The 23877-nt window shown below is 65.0% G+C and carries 20 protein-coding genes and 2 tRNA genes; 4 read left to right on the forward strand and 18 right to left on the reverse strand.

The features are described 5' to 3' along the window. Positions 1-77: 77 nt before the first annotated feature. From AC07NK_RS14525 to AC07NK_RS14535, 3 genes are all read right to left on the reverse strand, one after another. Positions 78-1130: a Leu/Phe/Val dehydrogenase gene (locus AC07NK_RS14525; RefSeq protein WP_495171315.1), complete on the reverse strand. Its 1053-nt coding sequence runs from the start codon at positions 1128-1130 to the stop codon at positions 78-80. A gap of 106 nt (positions 1131-1236) precedes the next feature. Then, positions 1237-1313, reverse strand: a tRNA-His gene (locus AC07NK_RS14530). Positions 1314-1351: 38 nt separating this feature from the next. Beyond that, positions 1352-2398: an ATPase, T2SS/T4P/T4SS family gene (locus AC07NK_RS14535; protein WP_495171316.1), complete on the reverse strand. Its 1047-nt coding sequence runs from the start codon at positions 2396-2398 to the stop codon at positions 1352-1354. A gap of 107 nt (positions 2399-2505) precedes the next feature. Between AC07NK_RS14535 and AC07NK_RS14540 the strand changes: the two genes are divergently transcribed. Further along, positions 2506-3150: a prolyl hydroxylase family protein gene (locus tag AC07NK_RS14540; RefSeq protein ID WP_495171317.1), complete on the forward strand. Its 645-nt coding sequence runs from the start codon at positions 2506-2508 to the stop codon at positions 3148-3150. A 101-nt stretch (positions 3151-3251) separates the two neighbouring features. Here the strand turns inward: AC07NK_RS14540 and AC07NK_RS14545 are convergent, their stop codons facing one another. From AC07NK_RS14545 to lon, 5 genes are all read right to left on the reverse strand, one after another. After that, the gene (locus AC07NK_RS14545) at positions 3252-5951 is read right to left on the reverse strand and encodes a TonB-dependent receptor domain-containing protein (RefSeq protein WP_495171318.1); all 2700 of its coding nucleotides are present in this window, start codon (positions 5949-5951) and stop codon (positions 3252-3254) included. Positions 5952-6054: 103 nt separating this feature from the next. After that, a complete protein-coding gene (locus AC07NK_RS14550; protein ID WP_495171319.1) occupies positions 6055-7671 on the reverse strand; it encodes a beta-helix domain-containing protein in 1617 nt (538 codons plus the stop codon). A 267-nt stretch (positions 7672-7938) separates the two neighbouring features. Continuing rightward, a tRNA-Val gene (locus tag AC07NK_RS14555) sits at positions 7939-8013 on the reverse strand. Positions 8014-8133: 120 nt separating this feature from the next. Further along, positions 8134-8406, reverse strand: coding sequence for an HU family DNA-binding protein (locus AC07NK_RS14560; protein ID WP_066580003.1), 273 nt, complete (start codon positions 8404-8406; stop codon positions 8134-8136). Between the two features lie 159 nt (positions 8407-8565). Beyond that, positions 8566-10959, reverse strand: a complete 2394-nt coding sequence (gene lon / locus AC07NK_RS14565) for an endopeptidase La (RefSeq protein WP_495171320.1) — start codon at positions 10957-10959, stop codon at positions 8566-8568. Here lon and AC07NK_RS14570 point away from each other — a divergent pair. Genes AC07NK_RS14570 through AC07NK_RS14580 form a run of 3 tightly spaced genes read left to right on the forward strand, consistent with a single transcriptional unit; the run spans position 10958 to position 14054 of the window. Continuing rightward, a complete protein-coding gene (locus tag AC07NK_RS14570; protein WP_495171321.1) occupies positions 10958-12703 on the forward strand; it encodes a M1 family metallopeptidase in 1746 nt (581 codons plus the stop codon). The genes lon and AC07NK_RS14570 overlap by 2 nt on opposite strands. 2 nt (positions 12704-12705) lie before the next feature. Further along, positions 12706-13773 (forward strand): serine hydrolase domain-containing protein, encoded by a 1068-nt coding sequence (locus tag AC07NK_RS14575; protein WP_495171322.1) that lies wholly within the window; start codon positions 12706-12708, stop codon positions 13771-13773. Beyond that, positions 13770-14054 (forward strand): hypothetical protein, encoded by a 285-nt coding sequence (locus AC07NK_RS14580; RefSeq protein WP_495171323.1) that lies wholly within the window; start codon positions 13770-13772, stop codon positions 14052-14054. The genes AC07NK_RS14575 and AC07NK_RS14580 overlap by 4 nt, the downstream gene beginning before the upstream one ends. Before the next feature lie 49 nt (positions 14055-14103). Here AC07NK_RS14580 and AC07NK_RS14585 read toward each other — a convergent pair whose 3' ends face one another. The 10 genes from AC07NK_RS14585 to AC07NK_RS14630 form a co-directional block, all read right to left on the reverse strand. Continuing rightward, a complete protein-coding gene (locus tag AC07NK_RS14585; RefSeq protein WP_495171324.1) occupies positions 14104-14259 on the reverse strand; it encodes a hypothetical protein in 156 nt (51 codons plus the stop codon). Positions 14260-14295: 36 nt separating this feature from the next. Continuing rightward, the gene (locus AC07NK_RS14590) at positions 14296-14631 is read right to left on the reverse strand and encodes a hypothetical protein (RefSeq protein ID WP_495171325.1); all 336 of its coding nucleotides are present in this window, start codon (positions 14629-14631) and stop codon (positions 14296-14298) included. A gap of 155 nt (positions 14632-14786) precedes the next feature. Beyond that, complete coding sequence (locus AC07NK_RS14595) at positions 14787-15377, reverse strand: GNAT family N-acetyltransferase (protein ID WP_495171326.1); 591 nt, start codon at positions 15375-15377, stop codon at positions 14787-14789. Next, positions 15355-16281: a DUF808 domain-containing protein gene (locus tag AC07NK_RS14600; RefSeq protein ID WP_495171327.1), complete on the reverse strand. Its 927-nt coding sequence runs from the start codon at positions 16279-16281 to the stop codon at positions 15355-15357. Before AC07NK_RS14600 ends, AC07NK_RS14595 begins: the two co-directional genes overlap by 23 nt. A gap of 169 nt (positions 16282-16450) precedes the next feature. Next, a complete protein-coding gene (locus AC07NK_RS14605; protein WP_495171328.1) occupies positions 16451-18877 on the reverse strand; it encodes a putative bifunctional diguanylate cyclase/phosphodiesterase in 2427 nt (808 codons plus the stop codon). A 244-nt stretch (positions 18878-19121) separates the two neighbouring features. Further along, positions 19122-20396 (reverse strand): ATP-dependent Clp protease ATP-binding subunit ClpX, encoded by a 1275-nt coding sequence (gene clpX / locus AC07NK_RS14610; RefSeq protein ID WP_495171329.1) that lies wholly within the window; start codon positions 20394-20396, stop codon positions 19122-19124. Between the two features lie 92 nt (positions 20397-20488). Further along, a complete protein-coding gene (locus tag AC07NK_RS14615) occupies positions 20489-20632 on the reverse strand; it encodes a hypothetical protein (protein WP_495171330.1) in 144 nt (47 codons plus the stop codon). Between the two features lie 211 nt (positions 20633-20843). Beyond that, positions 20844-21479 (reverse strand): ATP-dependent Clp protease proteolytic subunit, encoded by a 636-nt coding sequence (locus AC07NK_RS14620; protein ID WP_495171331.1) that lies wholly within the window; start codon positions 21477-21479, stop codon positions 20844-20846. A 125-nt stretch (positions 21480-21604) separates the two neighbouring features. Next, positions 21605-23002 carry a sensor histidine kinase gene (locus AC07NK_RS14625; RefSeq protein WP_495171332.1) on the reverse strand — a complete coding sequence of 466 codons (1398 nt, stop codon included), beginning with the start codon at positions 23000-23002 and terminating at the stop codon, positions 21605-21607. Beyond that, the gene (locus AC07NK_RS14630) at positions 22999-23733 is read right to left on the reverse strand and encodes a response regulator (protein ID WP_495171333.1); all 735 of its coding nucleotides are present in this window, start codon (positions 23731-23733) and stop codon (positions 22999-23001) included. Before AC07NK_RS14630 ends, AC07NK_RS14625 begins: the two co-directional genes overlap by 4 nt. Positions 23734-23877: the final 144 nt, after the last annotated feature.

Raw genomic sequence — 23877 nt, forward strand, 5'->3', positions numbered from 1 at the left:
CGAAAAACACCCCGGCCACGTGATGTGGCCAGGGCGTTCATTCTCGAATGCGAATACCCGGCGAGGCCGGGTCCGGATCAGCCGCGGCCGATCAGCCGCTTGGCGATCGTGTCCGCGACCTCGCTCGCCGGAGCGCCGATGCGGGCGCTTTCGTCCCACACCTCGTTGAGGCGATCGGGGATGCGCGCGATGCGCGCCTCGACCTCGGCGCGGTTGCCCATGCCGAGATATTCGAGACCGACATTGATGATACCGCCGGCGTTGATGACATAATCGGGCGCATAGAGAATGCCACGCGCGTGGACCCGGTCGCCATCGCCGCGGGTCGCGAGCTGGTTGTTGGCGCCACCCGCGACGACCTTGCAGTCGAGCGCGGCGATCGACTCTTCGGTCAGGATCGCGCCGAGCGCGTTGGGGCTGACGATGTCGGCGGGGACGCGCAGGATCGCATCAGCCGCGACGACATCGGCGCCAAGTTCCTTTGCGAGCGCCGCCGCCTTGTCCGCATTGACGTCGGCCAAAGTCAGCCTGGCGCCATCCGCCGCGAGGCGACGGGCGAGACCGCCGCCGACGCTGCCCACGCCCTGCACTGCGACGTGCACGCCAGCCATCGAATCGACCCCGAGCGCACGCTTCGCCGCGGCCTTGACGCCCAGATAGATGCCGAGCGCGGTGAACGGGCCGGGATCGCCGCCCGCTTCGCCGCCCTCGACCGGCAGGCCGGAGACGTGGCGGGTGCGGGTCGCGATGACCTTCATCCGCTCTTCGGACATGCCGACATCCTCGGCCGTGACATAGCGTCCGCCGAGCGATTCGACCGCGTCGCCGAACGCGAGCAACTGGGCTTCGGTGATCGTGGCGCCACGTTCGGGCGCGAGAACGACCCCCTTACCGCCGCCGAGCGGAAGTCCGGCCATCGCATTCTTGAAGGACATACCGCGCGACAGGCGCAGCGCGTCGGTGACTGCAGCAGCGCTGTCGGCATAGTGCCAGAAGCGTACGCCGCCCGCCGCCGGGCCAAGCTTGGTCGAGTGAATCGCGATGACAGCCTTGAGACCGCTCTGCGGATCGCAGATCAGGTGCACGCCCTCGTGCTCGTCAAAATCGGGAAGATCCCAAACCGCGCTCATTCCGCCTCTCCAATGACGCTAACAATATTTCCGGGGCGCGTAATATTGTTCCGCGCGCCAGAGCGCCAGCCCCAAATTGAGGGTGCGGTATAACCGTGTGGGAAAATGGGGCGACCGACGGGACTTGAACCCGCAACTTCCGGCATCACAAGCCGGTGCTCTAACCAATTGAACTACGATCGCCGTGGAGGGGCGCGCTTAGCGGCACCACGGGTCAACCGTCAAGCCAATCCCGGCCCACTCCTTGCGGAATGCAAAATATGCGGGTGGTTCGCGCCGACTGCCGGCCCGCCTGCGCTGGCGCGCGCAATGCGAATCGCTTCGTCGGCGGTAATCACACCCTCCCGCGCGAGGGTACGTGCCGACGCGGCGAGCGTCGGCGCGGCAAGAAAGGCCTGACGGGCAATCAGGGCGGTATCGGCATCTTTTGCAAGCAAACCGTGAAGCGGACCGTCCACGATGATCGATTCAAAGACCAGGGCGGTGCCGCCATAGCCGGTTCCGTCGCACGCGCCGCACCCCGCCGCGCGGTAGATCACCGTGCCGGGATCGATACCGAGCAACGCCGATTCGGACGTCTGGGCCTGTACCGGCAGGCGACAGTCGGGGCAGAGCCGCGGCGAGGGGTGCGCGGCGACGGCTGCGTGCAGCGCCGCTCCCAAAAGGTGCCGCTCGACCTTGAGCGCGCGTAGCTGCCCGATTGCGGCGACCGCGTTGATCGCATCGACCGCGATGACGATGCGCTGCCCTGCCCGCGCCAGATCCAGCGCCAGCGCTGCGGTCGCGCGGTCCGCGAGGCCGTCGATCAGGATCGCATCGCAATCCATCCGTGCAGCGGATTCGAGTGCATCGCGATCACCGGCGATCCACGGCGCATAGCTGGCGGGTGCGGCGAGCGCTTCGACGAGGTTGCGCCGACTGTGGGCCGAGCCTCCCGCCACAAGTACCGCGCCACCCGGACGACCAAGCGCGGTGTGGAGTTGCACGCGCATACGGCCCGGCATCCCCAGCCCGGCCAGCGAATCGCGCGCCACGCCATGCGCGTCGATTCGAATCACGATACGATTGTCGAGACGGGCCGCACCAGGGTGCCGATGCGCGCCGTCGAGCCATGGCGTCGTCACCTCGAACCGGCCCAGCGGCGCCAATGCCCGCCCCTGTCGCGCCATTGCGGCGACCGAGCGGCCCTCAAGGTGGAGATGCAATGCGGTCGCCCCGTCGCGGACGGCAGTGCCGATCAGGTCTTCGAGTGCGGGAACCGATGTCATGTGTCGCAGCTATGGCGAAGACATGACAAATCAGCTTCGTTTTGATGACAGTTTGAGGACGATCGGGACGGCTGGCGATGCCCCTGCGCTTCTGGCATCTACCCCGCATGATCGCACCATCAGGCTATCCCATCGAACCGGTCATCGAACGACTGTCTGCGCAGCCGGGCATCCAGAAGGTGCCTAGCCCGAAGCTGACGCTGTTCGTGCGCAAGAGTTTCCTTGAGCCCGAATTGTGCATCGGGTTGATGAAGCTGATCGACGAGAACCGCCGTCCTTCGCTGATCTCCGACTATAATGGCGATCCTGTCTTCCGGACGAGCGAGACCTGCGACCTGTCGAGCGACCTTGCCGTAACGCAAGAGGTGGACCGGCGTATCGCTGAGTTCGCCGGCCTCGATCCTGCGCATGGCGAGCCGTTGCAGGGCCAGCGCTATGAGATCGGGCAGGAGTTCAAGGCGCATACCGACTATTTCGAGCCGACGGGTGTCGACTTCGAGAAATTCTGCTCGGTCGCGGGGCAGCGCACCTGGACGGTAATGATCTACCTCAACGAGGTGGAGGCCGGCGGCGCGACGCGGTTCAAGGCGATCGACAAGATCGTCCAGCCGGAGACGGGCAAGCTGCTCGCCTGGAGTAACCTGCGCCCCGACGGAACGCCCAACCCGACGACGCTGCACCACGCGATGAAGGTACGGGCGGGGCTGAAATACGTCATCACCAAGTGGTTCCGCGAACGCCCCTGGGGTTGAGACGCGCGTTCGGGGAATGAAAAAGCCCCGGCCGCATAGGGGCGCGACCGGGACTTTCCCCCTTTTGTCCTGACCGGGGGGTACCGGTCAGAATCTCACATTCAGAATTTCGCGCTGGCGCCGACGCTGAATACTCGGCCCAGGCGATAGCGGTTGATGTAGACCAGCCCGTGGTCGCCGAAGTCCTGATATTCGTTGTATTTGGTGCCGGTGAGGTTGCGCGCTTCGAACTTAAGCTCGAACTCGCCGCCCGCCAATTTCACGCCCTGACGCGCGACCAGATCGAGACGAAAGCCGGGCTTCTCGATGATGTCGGGCAGCAGATTGGGGCCACGGTTGGTCACCCGCTCGCTGGCGTAGTTGACCAATAAGGTCAGCTGCGAGAGCGACTCGGTATCCTCGATCCCGAACTGGAAGTTGACGAGATGGTCCGACTGACCGGTCAGCGGCGCACCGTCGCGGAAGATCAGGTTGGCGGGCAGCATCACCGGGGTGCCGCTGCCATTCTGGATCGGGCTCGGCACCAGCGTGCTGTCCGCCTTAATCTTCGACTTGGTGTAGGTGTAGTTGAGCGAAAGCATCAGGCGGCGGGTCGAGAAGAACCCTTCCCCCAGCGTGTCGAGCGGGATGTACTTCACCGCCTCGAACTCGGCGCCATAGAGCTTTGCCGAGGGGGCGTAGGAAAAGCCGGTCTGGAGTGGCGATTCGTTGGTCGGGAAGAACGCGACCTGCTCGGTCGGGTTCTTGATGTCCTTGTAGAAGCCCGCGACCGTGATGCGCTGCCCCTTGGGCATAAAGAACTCGTAGCGCGCTTCGAAGTTCTTGAGCTCGGAGTCGCGCAGCTGCGGGTTGCCGAAGAACAGGCGATCCGATTCGAAGTCGCGATAGACCTGCGGCGCCAGCTCGCGGAACTGCGGACGGGCGATCGTCTTCGAACCGTGCAGGCGCAGCTGCATGTCTCGCGCGAAGTTCCACGTCAGCGTCAAGGCGGGAAGCCAATAGTCGTTCGAGATGGTGGTCCCAACGAACTGGGCCGAGCTGGTATTCACCGTCTGCCTGGCGTCCTCGTAGCGGACACCGATCGTACCACGCAGCCCGTCGGCCAGTTCGCCCTCGGCCTGCAGATAGCCGGCATGGATACGCAGTTTGGCATCATAGGCCGCCGCACCGTCCGCGCCCGAGACGTTGAACAGCCGGATACAGCCATCGCCAGCCGGATTGGCGCAGGCGTTCATGATCCCGTCCTGCGACAGGATCAGGTCGGGACGCAGATAACTCCACGGCGCCGAGATGCCGCCGCCCAGATACGAGCGGTAGCGGAAATCATAGCGGAACGAGTCGCGCTGCGTGTCGCTGTAGAAATAGCCGGCCGAGACGGTGATCGGACGCGCGGTCGGAAGCTTGTAGGCAACGTCCGCCTGCCCGCTCCACAGCTCTTCGTTCAGCTCACTGAACGCGATCGTGGCGGCCTCACCCAGACCATTGAGGCTGTTGACCCATGCGCCCTGCCCGCCCGCCGCGCCCTTGTCGAAACGGTAGCTGAAGTAGCGCTCATACGGGGCGTTGCGCTCGGTCTTGGCGTAGCTGCCGCGCAGGTCGACCTTGAAGTCGTCGAACTTGAACTCGCCGGTGAGCTGCGTGTTCATCAGCTGGCGTTCGAACCAGCTGGTGTTCTGCTGAAGCACCTGATCGCCGTTGCTGTTCGGATAGACCGTCGCCGCGCCCATCCGCGCCTGCTTGAGCGTGTCGTGGATGTAGACGTTGGTCCAGCGGATCTTGTGCTCGCCGAACTCGGCGCCAAGGCCGAGCAGGCCATTCACCACCGCGCGATTGTCAGTCAGCACCGTACGGAAGTCGCTGCGCAGCGCCCCGTTGGTGTCGGTCGTATCCTGCTGGGTGGCATCGCGGGTGCGGAAGCTGTTGCTGACGCTCGCCGATGCGATGACGCCGAGGCGGACTGAGCCGACATCGACCGAATGGCCAAAGTTGAGATCGCCGTTCCAGTTGGGCGGAATATGGTAGTTCGCCTCGACCAATGTGGTCTCCGCGTTGGTCAGCGAGGCAGCCTGGGCCGAGGTAAAGACCGGCGTGGTCAGCCCGCCAGCACGGATGAACGCCGGCACATCGCGCTCGCCGGTGTCGTAGCCGAGCGTGTCGAGGCGGCCGCCGTCATAGACATAGCCGAACTCGCTCGAAGTGACGGTGTCGAACGCCACCGACCCGCCGAGCTGGATGAAGCTTTCTTCCGGCACGGCGCGGGTGGTGAGGTTGATCACGCCGCCGCCGAACTCGCCGGGATAGTTCACCGAATAGGTCTTCTGCACCAGCGCCGAGCCGATGATCGAGGTCGGGAAGATGTCGAGCGGAACGGTGCGCTTGAGCGGCTCGGGCGACGGCAGCGGCGAGCCGTTGAGCATCGACGAGGAATAGCGGTCACCGAGGCCGCGAACGAAGACGAAGCCGTTACCGACGACGCTGAGGCCGGTAACGCGGGTCAGCGCGCCGGCGATGTCGCCTTCACCCGTGCGGGCGATGTCCTCGGCCGTCAGGACCGAGACCACCTGCGGCGTCGCGCGGATGACGTTGGGGATGTTGCGGCCCGTGACGACGATTTCCTTGCCGGCATCGGCATCGAAGCCGGGTGCGGAGACATCGACGGTCTCTTCGGCCTGAGGTTCGGCTTCAGGCTGGGCCTGCGCCGGAGCGGCAGGGGTCGACGCGGCGTCCTGGGCCAGCGCCGCCGGCGACACCAGCTGGGTCGAGACGAGGAGCAGGGTTCCAAATGCGAGGCGCTTGGTCATGGTCGCGGATCCGAAGTCTTGAGGTCTGTTCTGGTTGGACTTGTGCCGGGGCAGCGGATCAAACCGCCGCCCCGGCACGTGTCCGTCGGGTGCCTGGTGAAGATCAGGCGCCGTTGCAGGCGAAGTAGACCGAGTTGAACTTCGGCGGGCCTTCCTCCTGGAGCGCGGCATTGGCCGCGCGGATGGTCGACTTGCCGCCATTGGCGTCGGTGCCTGCGACGATGTTGAGGCACGGGACCGTCGACTTCACGATGCCGTTGACGAACGTGTAGTCGGCACCGCCGCGCAGGCGGATCGCCGCCGGAGCGTTCGCGGTCTGGATGAAGGTGAAGTTGGCGAGGCGGCCGAACTGACGCGGCAGCGCGTCTTCGTTGCCGTTCGAGTCGATCTCGGTCGAGAAGGAGTCGCTGGTTGCGCCGATGGTCTTCTGGATCACGATCGCGAACTGGATGAAGCCGCGCCAGCCCACATCGGTATCCAGGCCGTCGTCATCCGCGCCGGTGATCGCGAGATATTTGAGGTTGGTGGTGCCGCCGAAGATCTCGATGCCGTCGTCCGAGCTGTTGTGGACCTGGACATGGTCGATCACGGTGCCCGAGCCGGTACCGCCGAGCGTCAGGCCCTGAAGCTCGTTGCCGAGGCTGATCTCGGTGCCCGAGTAACGGATCTGGACATATTGGACGGTGCCGCTGCTATCGGCTGCCACGTTGCCGCCGTAGAGCGCGTTACCGGTGCCCTCGACCACGTTCTCGCAGGTGGTGCTGGTGCCGTCGGCGTTGTTCGAGCCGCTCGAGCAGTTCGAGATCGGCGCGCGGCCGGCCATGATGATGCCGCCCCACTGACCCTGGCTCGAATCCGAGGTGCCGGTCGAGCTGAGGTTCTGGGTCGAGGTGAAGATGATCGGCGCACTGGCGGTGCCGATCGCGTTCATCTTCGAGCCGCGGTTGACGACGAGGAAGTCGTTCGCCGCATCCCCATTATTCGCGACGAAGATCGCGCCCGCACCGATGTTCAGCGTCGCAGCTGCGCCGCCGGCGCCGGTCGCGCCGACATCCGTGCCAACATCGACGCGACCGTTGATCTGATAGGCTACGCCGTCGACCTTGTTGAGCGTGACGGTGCCCGAGACCAGCGCCGGAAGACGGCACAGGCGATAGTTGCTGCTGGTGCCCGCATCGGTGGTGCCCGCCGCGCACGCGCTGGCCGCCGGTGCCGCGGCGCTGCGCGCGAGCGAGGTGACGCAATGGTTGGTCGCGGGGATCGAACCCGCGCCGGTGAAGTTCGCGGTCGACGAGCTGCAGGTCCAGTCACGGAACGCAGTGTCGCCCGAACCGCCGATCGCGCCGATGAAGCTGGTGTTCACGAAGAACGAATTCAGCGTCGAGGCATTGAACGGGGTCACCGAAGCAGCCGCGCCCTGCGCGATCAGGCCGTTGAGCGGGTTCGAACCGGCGACGGCATTGTTGGTGCCGGCATTGAAGACGGTGAGCTGTTCGTCCTTGGTGACCGTGAAGCCGCTCTGCGTCGTTTCCGCGAACGAGGCGGTGGGCGTTGGGGTAGGCGAAGGCGCGGGGGTCGGCGATGGCGTCGGGGTCGGCGACGGGATCACGATCGTGCCCGGACCGGGCGACGCGACGCTCGACGCGCCGTCACAAGCGGCCAAAGTGGCGCCGGCGACGCTCGTCATCAGGATGAGGCTCAAACGCTTGAAGTCGGCCATGAAATTCTCCGTTCCGGTGATCCCGGGCTGTCAGGATTCGGGCGTGCGCCCCGGATCGACTCGGACATCCCCCTGCCGACCACGCCGGTCGCGCTAGGGGCGGCGCATGACGCGCGGATGGGATTTCGGAGAAACTTCGGTGACTCTGATGTTACGTTCTTGTGACGTTTGTTTCAGTGGCGTGAAATGTGGTGCTGCCGGTGGTGGAAGCGGCCGGAGCGCGGACAAGAAAAAACCCGCCAGACTGAACCTGGCGGGTTTTTGGGGTGGTGGGCGCGGCTGGGATTGAACCAGCGACCCCTGCGGTGTGAACACAGTGCTCTACCACTGAGCTACGCGCCCGATACCCTGGCTTGCAAGGCCGTTCCGGCGAACCGGAGCGCCCCGGAGTGGCCCGGGGAGCGGTGCCTCTAAAAGGACGGCACGGGCTTGTCCAGTCCCGCGCGGCCCAAAAGCATCAGATCAGTTGACCGCGTCCTTCAGGCCCTTGCCGGCCTTGAACTTCGGCTGCGACGACGCCTTGATCGGCATCGGCTCGCCGGTGCGCGGGTTGCGGCCGGTCGAGGCCTTGCGCTTCGAAACCGAGAAGGTCCCGAAACCGACGAGGCGGACCTCGTCCCCTTTCTTGAGTGCGGTGGTGACCGCGTCGAAGACCGCTTCCACGGCCTTGCTCGCATCGCCCTTGCTCAGACCAGCGGTGTCAGCGACCGTCGCGATCAGTTCCTGCTTGTTCATGCCCTTAGAACCCCTGCTCTTCTGTGGCTATGTGATGAGAAGACTCAACGGCGCCGAAACGCCGGTGGGGCAGCAAACAGGCTCGCGCCCCCGCTGTAAAGCGGAAAGCGCGCCAACGCGCCGAAACGACGCGAGAATCTGCCCTTACGCGATCTCAACCTAATGGCGAAGCGCGTCGCCACCCGTTGTGGTTACGGGGGGCTGCGCCGCCATCTCGTCCGCCTCGCTCCAGTCGATCGCAGCGAGCGGCCCAGTCAGCGCGAGCTTGAGCACCTCGTCGACATGCGCGACCGGGATAATCGTCAGCCCCTCGCGAATGTTAGCGGGAATCTCGGCCAGATCCTTCTCATTCTCCTGCGGAATCAGCACGGTGGTGATGCCCCCGCGGAGCGCCGCGAGCAGTTTTTCCTTGAGCCCGCCGATCGGCAGCACGCGGCCGCGCAGCGTAACCTCACCTGTCATCGCCACGTCCTTACGCACCGGCACTCCGGTCAAGGTCGAAACGATGGCGGTGACGATGCCGATGCCCGCCGATGGCCCGTCCTTGGGCACCGCCCCCTCGGGCAGGTGGATATGGATATCCTTACGCGCGAAGATCGACGGCTTGATGCCGTAAGCGGGCGAGCGCGCCTTGATGAAGCTAAACGCGGCCTCGACCGACTCCTTCATGACGTCCCCGAGCTTTCCGGTCGTCCGCACCGCGCCCTTGCCGGGCACAGTCACGCTTTCGATGGTCAGCAATTCGCCACCCACCTCAGTCCATGCAAGGCCTGTGACCGCACCGATCTGATGCTCCTCCTCCGACAGGCCGTGGCGATATTTCTGCACGCCGGCGAACTCGTGGAGGTTGTCCGGCGTGATTGTCACCGCTTCGGCCTTGCCCTCCAGAATGCGGCGCAGCGCCTTGCGGGCGAGCTTTGCGATCTCGCGCTCCAGCGTGCGAACGCCTGCCTCACGCGTGTATTTCTGGATCAGGGCGCGCAAGCCCTCGTCGGTCAGCGTGAACTCGCCTTCCTTCAGGCCATGGGCCTCGATCTGCTTGTCGAGCAGGTGCCCCTTGGCGATCTCGACCTTCTCGTCCTCGGTATAGCCTTCGAGCCGGATGATCTCCATGCGGTCGAGCAACGGCTGGGGCAAGTTCAATGAGTTGGCTGTCGTAACGAACATCACGTCTGAGAGATCGACGTCGATCTCCAGATAATGATCGTTGAACTTGCTGTTCTGCTCGGGATCGAGCACCTCGAGCAGTGCCGAAGCGGGGTCACCGCGGAAATCCTGACCAAGCTTATCGATCTCGTCGAGCAGGAACAGCGGGTTCGACGTGCCGGCCTTCTTGAGATTCGACACGACCTTGCCCGGCAGCGAGCCGATATAGGTGCGACGGTGGCCGCGGATTTCGGCCTCGTCGCGCACGCCGCCGAGCGACTGGCGGATGAACTCGCGCCCCGTCGCCTTGGCGATCGACTTGCCGAGCGAGGTCTTGCCAACACCGGGAGGGCCGACGAGGCACAGGATCGGCCCCTTGAGCTTGTTGGTGCGCGCCTGCACCGCGAGATACTCAATGATGCGGTCCTTGACCTTCTCAAGCCCGTAATGGTCCGCATCGAGCACCGCCTCGGCCTCGACCAGATCCTTTTTGAGCTTCGACTTCTTGCCCCAAGGGAGGCCGAGCAGCACGTCGAGATAGTTGCGCACGACGGTCGCCTCAGCGCTCATCGGCGCCATCGACTTCAATTTCTTGAGCTCGCCCTGTGCCTTGGTACGCGCTTCCTTACTGAGCTTGAGCGTGGCGATCTTCTGGGTCAGCTCGGCGATCTCATCGCCCTCGCCTTCCTCGCCCTCATTGCCCAGCTCGCGCTGGATCGCCTTCAGCTGCTCATTGAGGTAATATTCGCGCTGGGTCTTCTCCATCTGGCGCTTCACGCGCGAGCGGATCTTCTTCTCGACCTGAAGCACGCCGAGCTCGCCCTCCATGAAGGCGAACACCATTTCGAGGCGCTTCTGAGGATCGGTCTCGACCAGCAGCGATTGTTTGTCGGCGACCTTGACCGCGATGTTGCCCGCAACCGCATCGGCAAGGCGCGAGGCCTCCTCCAGTTCGCCGAGCTGGACCGCGGTCTCGGCGGGCAGCTTGCGGTTGAGCTTTGCGTAGTTCTCAAACTGATCGACGACCGAGCGCATCAGCGCCTGGACCTCATTGCCCTCGACCGCCTTCTCATCGACCGGCGAGACGGTGGCGGTGAGGAACCCGCCGCTTTCTTCCATCGTCTCGAGCTTGCCGCGCTCCTTGCCCGCGACCAGCACGCGGACGGTGCCGTCGGGGAGCTTGAGCAGCTGCATCACCTCAGCCGAGACGCCGATATCGTAGAGATCGTCGCGGCCGGGATCGTCCTGGGCGGGATCGAGCTGGGCGACGAGGAAAATCTCTTTGTCGTCGTTCATCGCCGCTTCGAGCGCGGCGACCGACTTGTCGCGACCGACGAACAACGGCACGATCATGTGCGGGAAGACGACGATGTCGCGAAGCGGAAGGACGGGATAGGTGGACTTCATGTGTACTCCAGTACCCGCCACAAAGGGCGGATTCGTCCAACTATATGGGGTGCAGGGGCGTCGCATCAATCGGCTGTTGGCCTCGGCACTGATTCTTCTTGCTTCCCCGGCACTTGCGCAGAAGGGCGAACCGCCGATCACGGCGGTGACGATGCGGTCGGGCGGCGAGATCGAGCCCGAGCGCGCGGCGCTGCGAATGGAACATGTCGCGCTCAATGTTTGGATCGCACCGGAACGCAAACGCCTCTCCGGAGTGGCAGAACTGACATTGTCGACAAGCCTCACGCAGACCCGGCTGCTGATCGACCTCGACAAGAATTTCGCCGTGTCGACGATCAGCATCAACGGCACGCCGCTCAAGGCCGGGAGCTGGCGTAACCCCGACGGACGGCTGGTGATCGATCTGCCCAAGCCAATTCCGGCGGGCGACAGGGTGGTGGCGAAGATCACCTATGCGGGTACCCCGCACGAGGCCGTAAATGCACCGTGGGACGATGGTTTCGTGTGGTCGAGCTGGCAGGGCAAGCCGTGGGTGGCGACAACGGCGCAGGGCTATGGCTGCGACCTGTTCTGGCCGTGCCTCGACTTCCCGGCTGGCGAGGTGCCGGAGATACGCATTTCGATCGGCACCACCAGCGGACTGTCGGCAATCGCCAACGGAAAGCTCGAATCCGTGACTCCGCCGCTGCACGGCACCACCGAATGGCGATGGGTCGCAAAGAACATCAACCCCTATCTCATCGCGATCAACATCGGCCCCTATCGTGAGATCAAGGGGAGCTATGACAGCCAGTATGGGAACAAGGTGCCGCTGCATCTGTGGCACCTGACCGGCAAGGACAAGCAGGCCGCGGGGCTGTTCGCCGAGTTCGCCCCGACGCTCGACTTCTTCGAGAGCATGATCGGCCCCTTCCCCTTCGCCGACGAGAAGCTGGGGGTGGTCGAGACGCCGCATCTGGGCATGGAGCACCAGACGGTGAACGCCTATGGCAACGACTATCGCAAGGACGAGACCGGGTTCGACTGGCTATTCCAGCACGAGCTGGCGCACGAATGGTTCGGCAACCAGATGACCGCGGCCAATTGGGACGATTTCTGGCTGCACGAGGGATACGGCCAGTACATGCAGCCGCTCTACGGCCAATGGCGCGAGGGCGAGGCGCGCTACGCCGCGATGATGGCGCACCAGCGCAAGTTCATCCTCAACGGCAAGCCGCTGGTGTCGGGCAAGGTCCGGGCATCCGAGGACGTCTATCAGGCGGAACGGGGCGGGCCGGGGCAGGATATCTACTATAAGGGCGCGTGGGTGCTGCACACGCTGCGCTATTTGATCGGCGATAAGCCGTTCTTCGATGCGACGCGGCGGCTGGTCTATGGCCGCCCCGATCCGAAGCCGGGGAATTTCAAGCCGCGCTTCACCTCGACCCAAGAGTTCGAGAGGCTGATGAACGCCGCGGCGGGGCGCGACCTGAGCTGGTTCTTCGACGTCTATCTGCGCGAGGCAGCGCTGCCCGAGCTGATCGAGACGCGCACGGACGGCAAGCTGACGTTGAGCTGGAGGACGCCGAAGGGCGTGCCCTTCCCGCTTCCGGTCGAGATCGCGGTGAATGGCGAGACGCGCAAGCTGGCAATGGCGGGCGGCAGCGAGACGATCACCGTGCCCGCGGGCGCGCATGTGGTGATCGATCCGATGGCCCGCATCCTGCGGCGGAGCACCGCAATCGAGGCGATGCAGCGGAAATGAGAATGCTCCTATCCTCAATCGCCATCGCGCTGGCGGCTGCCCCGGCCGCGGCGCAGGCGCTGGACCTTTCGGCGATGTCGGCGGAGATCGAAGCGGGCCAGTATCGCAAGATCGAGGCGATCCGGGTGATCCGCGACGGGCGGACGGTGTTCGTGGGCGATTATCGCGGCAACACGCCCGAGAGCCGGATCGACGCGCGCTCGAGTGGCAAGTCGATCACCGCACTCGCCATTGGCATGGCGATCGACGACGGCAAGCTGGCCAGCGTCGACCTGCCGGTGTTCGGCTTTTTCAAGGACCGCGCGCCCTTTGCGCATGACGGCCCGGCGAAACGCGCAATCACGATCCGCGACTTGCTGACCATGTCCTCGGCGCTCGATTGCGACGACTGGACCGACGCCAGCCCGGGCAATGAGGAGCGGCTGTACGAAACGCGCGACTGGACCCGGTTCGCGCTCGATATCCCGATCGCCAGGGATTACGCGCGCGGCGCCGGCGGGCTGGGCCGCTATTCCTACTGCACCGCCGGCGCCTTCCTGCTCGGCCGCATCGTCGAGCGCGCCACGGGCGAGCGGTTCGATGCCTATGTCCAGCGGCGGCTGTTCGATCCGCTGGGGATCACCGGCGCGCAATGGAAGACCTCGCCCAATGGCGAAATCCAGAGCGGCGGCCAGCTGAGCCTGCGCGCGCGGGATTTCGCGGCGATCGGGGAGATGATTCTGGATGGCGGCATGGCGGGCGGGAAGCCAATCGTTTCCCGCGATTGGCTGCGCGAGATGCTGACCGTCCGCGCCAAGGCCACGCCGATCGACGGCTATGGCTATCTGTGGTGGGTCCGCGACTATCGCGAGCCGGATAATTCCCGCCCCTGGCCGGGATTCTACATGTCGGGCAACGGCGGCAACAAGGTGGTGCTGTTCCCGACCCTCAAGACGGTCGTGGTGATCCTGAGCACCAACTATAACCAGCGCGACATGCACCAGCTGAGCAGCGCACTGATCGAGCGGCATATCCTGCCCGCGCTGGTGAAAGCCGAAGGACATGCCGCGACAGGCAAGAATCCCAAATGACGTTCACAGCCTATTTGGCGACTCTGTTCGCTGTCCAGTTCGCGATCAGCCTGTCGGCGGCCCTGATCTGGCGCAGACGCCCGGTCAGGGCGGTCGCGGGTGCGATACTGACCAGCTGTCTGCTGGTGACGGTCTACACGATCGTCTTCGCTCCTGACGCACAGGCGCCGATCGCCCTGTTGTACTTCTGCGTGTCTGCTGGGTTCGCCGGAATCCTTGTCCTCGGACTCTGCCATCTTGTCAGGACATTTTGCCGTCGGCTGGCCCCGAAACGCGGCTAAGGATATCCCGATCTGCAAACCGGAGGGGCAATGCCCCTCCGGCCCTTACTCAGTGCTTATGCTCTTCGGGCTTTCCGTCCCTAGGGCAGCAGCTGCAATCCTTCATGTCCTTGCAGCATTTGCATTCGGTCTTCGCACCACCGGCGGCGAAGGCGACAGAGGGGAAGGCGATGGCAATCGCCACCCCCAGAATGATCTTCTTCATAGGTTTAACTCCGTTTGATGCTTGAACGTCTGAAGTTCAGGCAGCGCGCGGAGGGGGGTAGTCGGGCGGGTCGCGCAGACCCGTGAGCGGCCGGACCGACTGGGGTGCGGCGAATTGCGGGATAGTAGCGAGTTCCGTCGGAGCGGGAATCGCGCCGATAACCAGCACGCAGGGCGCGCGGCAGATCGCGCCCCCCGTCTTCGCCTTGTCGGGCGTCGAATCGCCGGAGGGCATTCCGGGCATCGAGTCTTCGCATTCGCTCATGACCGGCGCGGCGGTCGCGATGCCGCACATCAGCCCGCTTGGACCCGACACCAGCAGAAAAAGCGGTGCGAGCAGGCGGAACCAGCGGGACAGGCTCAGCGAGAACATGGCGGGAGCTTATCCGCGAAGCACGCGCCGATGCAATCGCGGAGCGGCGTCGTCGGAATCCGACGGAAGGCGAGCGACTGGCCAGCGGTTCGGCGGCATTGCCCCGGGGCGGTGTGGATCCCCGCACTAGGCCGGGATGACGATTGGAGTGCGGTTCAGACCTGCGGACGGAGCATCGACCAGAAATGCGGGCCGCCCCCCGGGACATCCCACTCGTCGACAACGCGAAAGCCGAGGCTTTCGTAGAAGCCGAGATTCTTCGGCTTGGACGTCTCAAGATAGACCGGAGCATTACCGACGCGATCGAGGCCCGCCTGCACCGCCGCGCGGCCCAGCCCCTTGCCGTGATGCGCCGGATCGGCGCCGGCGATCTGAAGGTACCAGAAGGGTTGCGGTGGGAAATGCGCCTCGACCGCCTCGCCGACGCGCTTGAGGCGGAAGATCGCGCTGCCGGTCGCGCGCCACATCCGCCACGCTGCGCGCAAGCCGATCTCGCCGGGCGTGTTCGGCGCCTGCCACAGCGTTACCGCAGCGCAGTCAGGGGTGACGAGGCGCATCCCGGGCGGCGTGTTTCCCGCGAAGAACAGGTCGAAGACCTTCGGCACGGACCGCACGCGGGCAGCGGCATCGGGGAAGACCCAGTCGAAGACCGGATCCTTCTCGAACGCGCGGGCCAGGGTGGCGACGACGCGCGGCGCATCCGCCGGCGTGGCGTCGCGGATATCAATGGGCGTCGGCTTTTCCATGGATCAGCTTCCCGATGACGAAGGCGATGACGGCACCGACCGCGAGGCCGACAATGCCCGAACCGGTCGCGGTGACGATCCAGGTGACGACGCCATTGTGCGAGATCGCCTCAGCGGCGTGATGAATTACCTGCTCGGGTGCGTGCCAGCCAAGCTGGGCGGCGCCATGGACGAGGATGCCGCCGCCGACCCAGATCATCGCGGCGGTGCCGATGATCGACAGCGCGCGCATCACCACCGGCATGCCCTTGACCAGGCCGCGCCCGATCGCCTGGGTGAGCTGCGAGGGACGCCGCGCGAGATGCAGGCCGAAATCGTCCATCTTCACGATCAGCCCGACCACGCCATAGACCAGCACGGTGATGCCGATGCCGACGATGGCCAGCACCACGCCGCGTTCCCATAGCGGCTTGCTGGCGACGTCGTTGAGCGCGATCGCCATGATCTCCGCCGAGAGGATGAGGTCGGTGCGGATCGCGCCGGAGACCTTGGTGGCTTCGAGATGTGCGGGGTCGCCGATCGCCTCTTCCTCGGCACCGTGATCGCCGGCACCGAATGCCTCGATCACCTTCTCCGCACCCTCGAAGCACAGGAACGCGCCGCCGAGCATCAGCAGCGGCGTGATCGCCCAGGGGATAAGCCAGCTGAGCAGCAGCGCGCCAGGGAGCAGCAGCAGCAGCTTGTTGCGCAACGATCCCTTGGCGATCTTCCAGATGATCGGCAGTTCGCGGTCTGGCGAAAGGCCGGTGACGTAACGCGGGGTGACCGCGGCATCGTCAACCACCACGCCCATCGCCTTGCTGCCCGCCTTCCCCGCCGCGGCACCGACATCGTCGAGCGAGGCGGCGGCGAGCTTGGTGATGGCGGCAACGTCGTCGAGAAGCGCGGCGAGACCGGACGGCATGCGAATCCTTTCAGGCGAGTGAGTTGTGACTGGCTACGCGGCGCAGTGTGAAATGTCACATGCCCAGACGCAGTTCGCTCAAGACAATGTCACCGTCACTCCCGCGCAGGCGCGGGAGTGACGGGAAAGGCGGAAGTGGCGGGACAGCAGGGAGGTTCGAGCCGCCGGATCAGGCAGCCTTGGTAATCATCTTGCTGGGCGCATCCGCCGGGGCGCCGAGATAGAAGCCCTGGACTTCATCGCAGCCTTCGCTTTCGAGCATCTGGAGCTGGGCGGCGGATTCGACGCCCTCGGCCAGCACCGGCACGTTGAGGCTCTGTCCCAGCGCCAGCACCGCGCGGATGATCGCGCGCGCCTGGGGGCTTTCGCCCGAGCCAAGCACGAACGACTTGTCGATCTTGATCTTGTCGAACGGAAAGGAATGGAGCGTGTCGAGCGACGAATAGCCGGTGCCGAAATCGTCCATCGCGATGCTGATTCCCAGCGCCTTGATCCGGCGCAGCACCTGAAGCGCGCGGATCTTGTCGCTGATGATCGCGCTCTCGGTTATCTCGAGTTCGAGGCGGGACGGAGACAGGCCGGTTTCAAGCAGGATTTCGGTCACCCGCTCGGCAAGATCCGGCTGCATCAGCTGCACCGGGGAGAGGTTGACCGCGATCTTGATATTGCCCGGCCAGCGCCCGGCTTCGGCGCACGCTTCGCGCAGCACCCATTCGCCGATGCGGAAAATCTCACCGGTCTCCTCGGCGACCGGAATGAAGTCCGAAGGCGATATCCAGCCGCGGGTCGAATGGTTCCAGCGCAGCAGCGCCTCATAGCCGCTGAGCTCACCGTCGCGCAGCGAATGCTGCGGCTGGTAAGCGAGCGAGAACTCGCCGCGGTCGATCGCCTGACGCAGGTCGTTGGCGACCTGGCGACGGGCGCGCGCCGTCTCATCCATGCCCGGCTGGTAATAGCAGGTCGCCGCGGTGCCGATGCTCGCCTTGGCGCGGTACATGGCAAGGTCGGCGTTGTTGAGAATCGTCTCGCGATCGTCGCCATCGGCGGGCCAGGCAGCGACGCCGATGCTCGCGCCGACGAGGAAGCTCGCGTCGCGATTCTCGAATGGCGCGGCGAAGCAGATTTCGAGGCGCCGGACAAACGCCTCGAGTTCGGCGTCGCTCGCGAAGGTCTTTGCCGCCGCGAACTCGTCGCCGCCAAGGCGGGCGACCACCTCCCCTTCGCCCAGCGCAGCGCCGAGCCGGGCGGCGAGCGCCTCAAGCAGAAGGTCGCCGGCGGCGTGGCCGTGGGTGTCGTTGATCTCCTTGAACCCGTCGAGATCCATGACGACCACAGCGAGGCGCTTGTCCGTGCGCTTCACCTGCTCCAGCTCGAGGTCGAGCCAGAAGTTGAAGCGTGCGCGGTTGGGCAGGCCAGTGAGGCCGTCGTGCATCGCGAGGAAGGCGATCTTCTCCTCCGAGCGGCGACGTTCGGTGATGTCGTCGAAGGTGCTGACCCAACCGCCGTCGGGCAGCGCGCGGCTGGCGATCGACAGGACGAGGCTGTCGCCGATCTCGGAAATGACCGGGGCGGAATCGGGGTCGGCGAGGTTGACCGAGAGCGCACCGTGCATGCGTTCATACCAGTCCGGCTCAGCCGAAAGCGCATTACGCCCGCGCATCGCGGTGGCGGCAACCTCGCGCAAGGTCATGCCGGGCGTGCAATCGTCCTCGGTCAGGTTCCACATATCCAGGAAGCGCTGGTTGCGCAGGATCAGCCGCGCGTCGCGATCGAACAGGCACAGCCCCTGGTGCATGTTGGACAGAGCGAGGTCGAGCTGGACACGCAGCGCCGCCTGAGTCCGCCGCGTCACCAGCACCGCGGCGCAGGTCAGCAGCAGGATGCCGATGGCGCCCGCGGCGAGCGAGACCGACATAGTCCCCGACGAGAGGAGCATACCGGGCATAGCGTCACCCGGGATGGGGATGATCTTCAGCGCCGTCATCGCGGTGAAGTGGAGCAGCACGATCGCCAGCGTCATCAGCCCCGCCGCCGCCGCGCCGCGCCAGAGCTTGCCGCCGTCGAGCGTCAGCCCCAGCGCGGGATAGATCGGCAGCACTGCGAACAGCAGCGACATCGCGACATAGCCCGCATGCCATGAGAAGGTGCCGGGGAACTCGACCGCCGACATGCCGACATAGTGCATGGTGGCGATCCCGCCGCCGATCATGAACGCGGCCACAGCGCGACGAAACCGGTTACGGCGTTGAATTGCAAAGACAAAACCGGCGGTGGTCAGCGCCATCGCGATCACCAGCGACAACGCCGTGCGCTCAAGCTCATACCCGACGACGATCCCCGGATCATAACCGAGCATCGCGACGAAATGGGTGGTCCAGATGCCGAGTCCGGTGGTGATGCCGGCAACGATCGTCCAGTGGGTGCGCCCGCGCCCACCCGACACCTTGGCCTGACGCAGCAGCAGTACCGCCGATGCTGTCGATACGAGACACACGATCGCCGCCAGGACCACCAGCCGAAGGTCATGCTCGCCAGTGATGCAATAATAGAGATCGAACATGAACGCCCCTCGGAACAGCAGGGCTTCAAGCAACATTCGCGGTAAATATTTCGTCAAACAACCAGAATGGAGCAGACAAATCCGCTGGTTTTGCGACGAACCGAGGTTCCCGCTTACTGAGAATGAGAAACCATATCCATTCCGAGTAGAAGGCATGCGGAAGCCCTCGGACAGATGATCGCCCCGGCGCGCGGTGCTCGTTCGTCTTCAAGAACCCCTGACGCAGAACGGGCGCCGGTTCGACCCGACGCCCGTTCGCATTTCAAAACTGTCCGGCAGATCAGGCGGCGTCGCCCGTGGCCCCCGACTTCTTCTTCTCGGCATAGACGCGGATCGGCTCCTTGCGGCCCTCGACCACGTCCTTGTCGATCATCACCTCGTCCACGCCGTCCATGCTGGGCAGGTCGAACATGGTGTCGAGCAGGATGCCCTCGAGGATCGAACGGAGGCCGCGCGCGCCGGTCTTGCGCTCGATCGCCTTCTTCGAGACCGAAACCAGCGCGTCGTCGGTGAAGCTGAGCTTCACATTCTCCATCTCGAACAGCTTCTGATACTGTTTCACCAGCGCGTTCTTCGGCTCGGTCAGGATCTGGACCAGCGCCGCGATGTCGAGATCCTCGAGCGTCGCGACGACCGGCAGGCGGCCGACGAATTCGGGGATCAGGCCGAACTTGAGCAGGTCTTCCGGCTCGGTCTGGCGCAGCGTCTCTCCGGTGCGGCGTTCCTCGGGTGCGGCGACATAGGCGCCGAAGCCGATCGACTTGCCTTGGAGGCGGTCGCCGATGATCTTCTCAAGCCCCGAGAAGGCGCCGCCGCAGATGAACAGGATGTTGGTCGTGTCGACCTGGAGGAATTCCTGCTGCGGATGCTTGCGGCCGCCCTGCGGCGGGACCGAAGCGGTGGTGCCTTCCATCAGCTTGAGCAGCGCCTGCTGAACGCCCTCGCCCGACACGTCACGCGTGATCGAGGGATTCTCGGCCTTGCGGCTGATCTTGTCGATCTCGTCGATGTAGACGATGCCGCGCTGCGCCCGCTCGACATTATAGTCGGAGGCCTGGAGCAGCTTGAGGATGATGTTCTCGACATCCTCGCCGACATAGCCGGCTTCGGTGAGCGTCGTCGCATCGGCCATGGTGAAGGGCACGTCGAGGATGCGCGCCAGCGTCTGCGCCAGCAACGTCTTGCCGCAGCCGGTCGGGCCGACGAGCAGGATGTTGGACTTGCTCAGCTCGACATCGGCACCTTTGGCGCCGTGGTTGAGGCGCTTGTAGTGGTTGTGCACCGCGACCGACAGCACGCGCTTCGCGCGCGACTGGCCGATGACATAATCGTCGAGGACGTCGCAGATCTCCTGCGGCGTGGGGACGCCGCCGTCCTTCTTGCTGACCAGCGCCGATTTGGTCTCTTCACGAATGATGTCGTTGCAGAGCTCAACGCACTCGTCGCAGATGAACACGGTCGGTCCGGCGATGAGCTTGCGCACCTCGTGCTGCGACTTCCCGCAGAACGAGCAGTAGAGCGTGCTCTTCGAATCGCCGCCACTCAATTTCGTCATTCAATCACCTTTCGCACCAGAAGGGGTGCGTTCCTTTTCCGGGCGCATATCCTAACGCGCACCGGTAAACCCACAATAAAAATCCGGCAGCCCTAGCGAAGCGTCACGTCGTTCTGCCGCATCGCCTCGATATAGTCATGTGCTTCCTTAAGCCCAACCCCTGTCCGATCCCGCACCAGCTTGATCGCCATGATCGGATTGCCGGTGTGAATCAGCTTCCAAAGTTCCTGTTTCAATTCCTCAGGAACCTCGACCTGCCCGGCGGCTGCAGCCGCCGCCGGCGCATGCGATGGAGACGTGGAACGCGCCGATTCGGAGCGGGGCGGAGCGATGAGATCATTCCGCTCCCCTGCCCTCCGGCGCAGTGCCCAGAAGAACACCGCCAGCACGACAAGCGCGCCGCCGATCAGCAGGGGAAGCGGGATGTAGATCGCTCAGCCTCGCCGCTTACGCCGCGCTGCCCTCGCCTTCGGCCGGCTGCGGGCGCTTCTCGTAGACTTCGTCGACCAGACCGAAGGCCTTGGCCTCGTCCGCTTCGAGGAAGGTGTCACGGTCCATCGCGGCCTCGATCTTCTCGAGCGACTGGCCGGTGTACTTGACGTACAGGCCGTTCATCCGATCCTTGATACGCTGGATTTCCTTGGCCTGAATCTGGATGTCCGAGGCCATGCCCTGCGCACCTCCCGAGGGCTGGTGGACCATGATGCGGGAGTTGGTCAGCGCGACGCGCAGGCCCGGCTCACCCGCGGCGAGCAGGAAACTGCCCATCGACGCGGCCTGGCCGATGCACACCGTGCCGACGCGCGGACGGATATACTGCATGGTATCGTGGATCGCCATGCCGGCGGTCACCACGCCACCCGGCGAGTTGATGTACATCCAGATGTCCTTCTTCGGGTTCTCGGACTCGAGGAAGAGCAACTGGGCGGTGATCAGCGAGGCCATATGGTCCTCGACACCGCCGGTGATGAAGATGATGCGCTCACGCAGCAGCCGCGAGAAGATGTCGAAGCTGCGCTCACCGCGGCTCGACTGCTCGATGACGATGGGAACCAGCGCACCGGTGACGGGGTCGGCGGTCATCTGACCGATAAGGGGATGCATGTGCGGGAATCTCGTGCGTTTGTGTTTGCCCGCGGACTACATCGGCGCTCGGCAAGCCGGGCGCAAGGGGGCAAGGTGGTGAACGCGGCTGGTTCCGCCCCGCTTCACGCCCCGGCGCGCGGAAGGCGCACGCGGACGGTGAAGATATCGTTCTCGCGCTCGAAGCCGATTTCGCCGCCATGGCTGCGCACGGCGTCGCGACAGATGGTCAGACCGAGGCCGGTTCCGCCGGTCTCGCGCCCGCGCGAGCTTTCGAGCCGGACGAACGGGGCGAAGGCGCGCTCGGCATCCTCGGGCGAGATCCCCGGCCCGCGGTCGCGGAAGGCGATCGAGACCCAGTCTTCCTCTGCTTCCAGAACGATATGCACCGCCTCGCCATATTTGCAGCCATTGGCGATGAGATTGGCGAATGCACGCCGCATCGCGACGGGGCGGCAGCGAATGTCGAAATGTTCGGCCCCTTCATAGACCACGTCCTCACCCAGATCGTGATGGGTATCGGCGAGGCTGATGAGCATCGTCGCAAGGTCGACCGTCTTGGGCGGCTCCTGGTTCGCCTCCTCGCGCATGAAGGCGAGCGCTTCGGAAACCATCGACTCCATTTCGGCGACATTGGACCGGAGCTGGTCGCGCTGGTCCGAATCCTCGACATATTCGGCGAGCAGCCGCAGCCGGGTGAGCGGCGTGCGCAGATCGTGCGAGATCGCGGCGAGCATCTGGACACGCTCGTCGACGAACCGCTTGAGGCGTAGCTGCATCGTGTCGAAGCTGCTGGCGATCGCCGCGAATTCGGGCAGGCGCATGTCGCCGATCAGCGTCGGCTCGCGATCGCGCCCGAGCCGTTCTGCGGCACTGGCGAGACGGGTGAGCGGCGCGACGATGCTGCGCGCCATCCAGATCGAGAAGATCATCAGGATCAGGAAATTGCCGGCGAAGGTCAGCACCATTCGCATCTGGTGCCAGCGCGCATCGGTCGTCCGCCGGGCCGTGACGACCAGCCATTGCCCGTCAGCGCGGCGCACCGCGACCTCGAGCCGGCCCAGCACGCTGCTGCGGTTGCTAGCCAGTTCCTCCGCCGTCAGCAGCATCGGCACCTTGGGAATGATCGCGACGGCAGTGTCGGAGGAGCGCTCCCACGCATTGTCGCTGAAGGTATCCGCCCAGACGCGGATCTGCTCCTCGGGCCGCTCCAATGCCTCGGCCAGTGACGTTCGCAGCCCGCCGGCAAATGCCGCCCCGCGCCCGCCCTGCTCGAACGGGGGCGCCGTCACCGTCGCGAACACGAGATAGTCGGCGGCATCCGCCGGGCGCCTCGCTCCTTCGGGTGCACGTGCCGCGTCAGCGACGGTCCCGACCAGCCAGTCGCGCTCGACCATGAGGAAGGGCGGCGGCGGAATCATCATCCGCAGCGTCTGATCGAGCAGGAACGAGGCCAGCACCGCGAGGATGATCGCGATACCGAGCCGGACAGAGAGCTTGAGGCGGGGGAGCCGGGGCGTCATGCGACGGGTGCCGCTTCGACCGCGGCCGAGAAGAAATAGCCGCCGTTGCGCACGGTCTTGATCAGCTCCGGTGCCTGCGGGTCGGCCTCGACCTTACGGCGCAGGCGGCTGACCTGGACGTCGATGCTGCGATCAATATTCAGGCTTGAGCGGCCATGGACATAGTCGAGCAGCTGATCGCGGCTGAGTATCTGTTGCGGATGCTGGACGAGTGCGGCGAGCAGATCGAACTCGCCGGTGGTCAGCTCGACCAGCGAGCCACCCGGCGAGACCAGCGTGCGCCGGCCGGTATCGAGCACCCAGCCGGCGAAGTGAAAGCGATCGGCAACAATCTCCGGCGATGTGCTTGCGACCATCGCCGCGCGGCGCAACGCGGCGCGGATGCGGGCGAGCAACTCGCGCGGATTGAACGGTTTGGCGACATAGTCGTCGGCGCCGAGCTCAAGCCCGATCACGCGATCGGTATCCTCGCCGCGCGCGGTGAGCAGGATGATCGGCACATTGCTGCGTGCGCGCAGGCGCTGGCACAGAATGAAGCCATCGTCGCCGGGCATCATCACGTCGAGCACCACGACGTCGAAATTGAACTTGCCGATGAGGTCGGTCATCTGCCGGCCGTCCTCGGCCGCAGTCACGCGCAGGCCATTGTCGCTCAAATAGCGGGCCAGCATCGTGCGGATCTGCCGATCGTCGTCGACGACGAGAATGTGCGGGCTTTCCTGTCTTGCCATGACAACCGGATAGCGCCCGGCAAAAGCCAAGTCTGTAGCCGTAACAATCTGCAACAATCCGATACCGGCGCGAAATCGGGGGCGGCGGGGCGCGGCGTATAGCGCGGCTACCCCAATTCCCGGGTCCAACCCCTTGGCCCCAAT

This window comes from Sphingomonas sp. GW821-FHT09B04 (assembly GCF_059418285.1).

Coding starts and splice junctions, on each gene's coding strand:
- AC07NK_RS14525 (WP_495171315.1), bottom strand. CDS start 1,130: ATGAGCGCGGTTTGGGATCTTCCCGATTTTGACGAGCACGAGGGCGTG.
- AC07NK_RS14535 (WP_495171316.1), bottom strand. CDS start 2,398: ATGACATCGGTTCCCGCACTCGAAGACCTGATCGGCACTGCCGTCCGC.
- AC07NK_RS14540 (WP_495171317.1), top strand. CDS start 2,506: ATGATCGCACCATCAGGCTATCCCATCGAACCGGTCATCGAACGACTG.
- AC07NK_RS14545 (WP_495171318.1), bottom strand. CDS start 5,951: ATGACCAAGCGCCTCGCATTTGGAACCCTGCTCCTCGTCTCGACCCAG.
- AC07NK_RS14550 (WP_495171319.1), bottom strand. CDS start 7,671: ATGGCCGACTTCAAGCGTTTGAGCCTCATCCTGATGACGAGCGTCGCC.
- AC07NK_RS14560 (WP_066580003.1), bottom strand. CDS start 8,406: ATGAACAAGCAGGAACTGATCGCGACGGTCGCTGACACCGCTGGTCTG.
- AC07NK_RS14570 (WP_495171321.1), top strand. CDS start 10,958: ATGTGTACTCCAGTACCCGCCACAAAGGGCGGATTCGTCCAACTATAT.
- lon (WP_495171320.1), bottom strand. CDS start 10,959: ATGAAGTCCACCTATCCCGTCCTTCCGCTTCGCGACATCGTCGTCTTC.
- AC07NK_RS14575 (WP_495171322.1), top strand. CDS start 12,706: ATGCTCCTATCCTCAATCGCCATCGCGCTGGCGGCTGCCCCGGCCGCG.
- AC07NK_RS14580 (WP_495171323.1), top strand. CDS start 13,770: ATGACGTTCACAGCCTATTTGGCGACTCTGTTCGCTGTCCAGTTCGCG.
- AC07NK_RS14585 (WP_495171324.1), bottom strand. CDS start 14,259: ATGAAGAAGATCATTCTGGGGGTGGCGATTGCCATCGCCTTCCCCTCT.
- AC07NK_RS14590 (WP_495171325.1), bottom strand. CDS start 14,631: ATGTTCTCGCTGAGCCTGTCCCGCTGGTTCCGCCTGCTCGCACCGCTT.
- AC07NK_RS14595 (WP_495171326.1), bottom strand. CDS start 15,377: ATGGAAAAGCCGACGCCCATTGATATCCGCGACGCCACGCCGGCGGAT.
- AC07NK_RS14600 (WP_495171327.1), bottom strand. CDS start 16,281: ATGCCGTCCGGTCTCGCCGCGCTTCTCGACGACGTTGCCGCCATCACC.
- AC07NK_RS14605 (WP_495171328.1), bottom strand. CDS start 18,877: ATGTTGCTTGAAGCCCTGCTGTTCCGAGGGGCGTTCATGTTCGATCTC.
- clpX (WP_495171329.1), bottom strand. CDS start 20,396: ATGACGAAATTGAGTGGCGGCGATTCGAAGAGCACGCTCTACTGCTCG.
- AC07NK_RS14620 (WP_495171331.1), bottom strand. CDS start 21,479: ATGACCGCCGACCCCGTCACCGGTGCGCTGGTTCCCATCGTCATCGAG.
- AC07NK_RS14625 (WP_495171332.1), bottom strand. CDS start 23,002: ATGACGCCCCGGCTCCCCCGCCTCAAGCTCTCTGTCCGGCTCGGTATC.
- AC07NK_RS14630 (WP_495171333.1), bottom strand. CDS start 23,733: ATGGCAAGACAGGAAAGCCCGCACATTCTCGTCGTCGACGACGATCGG.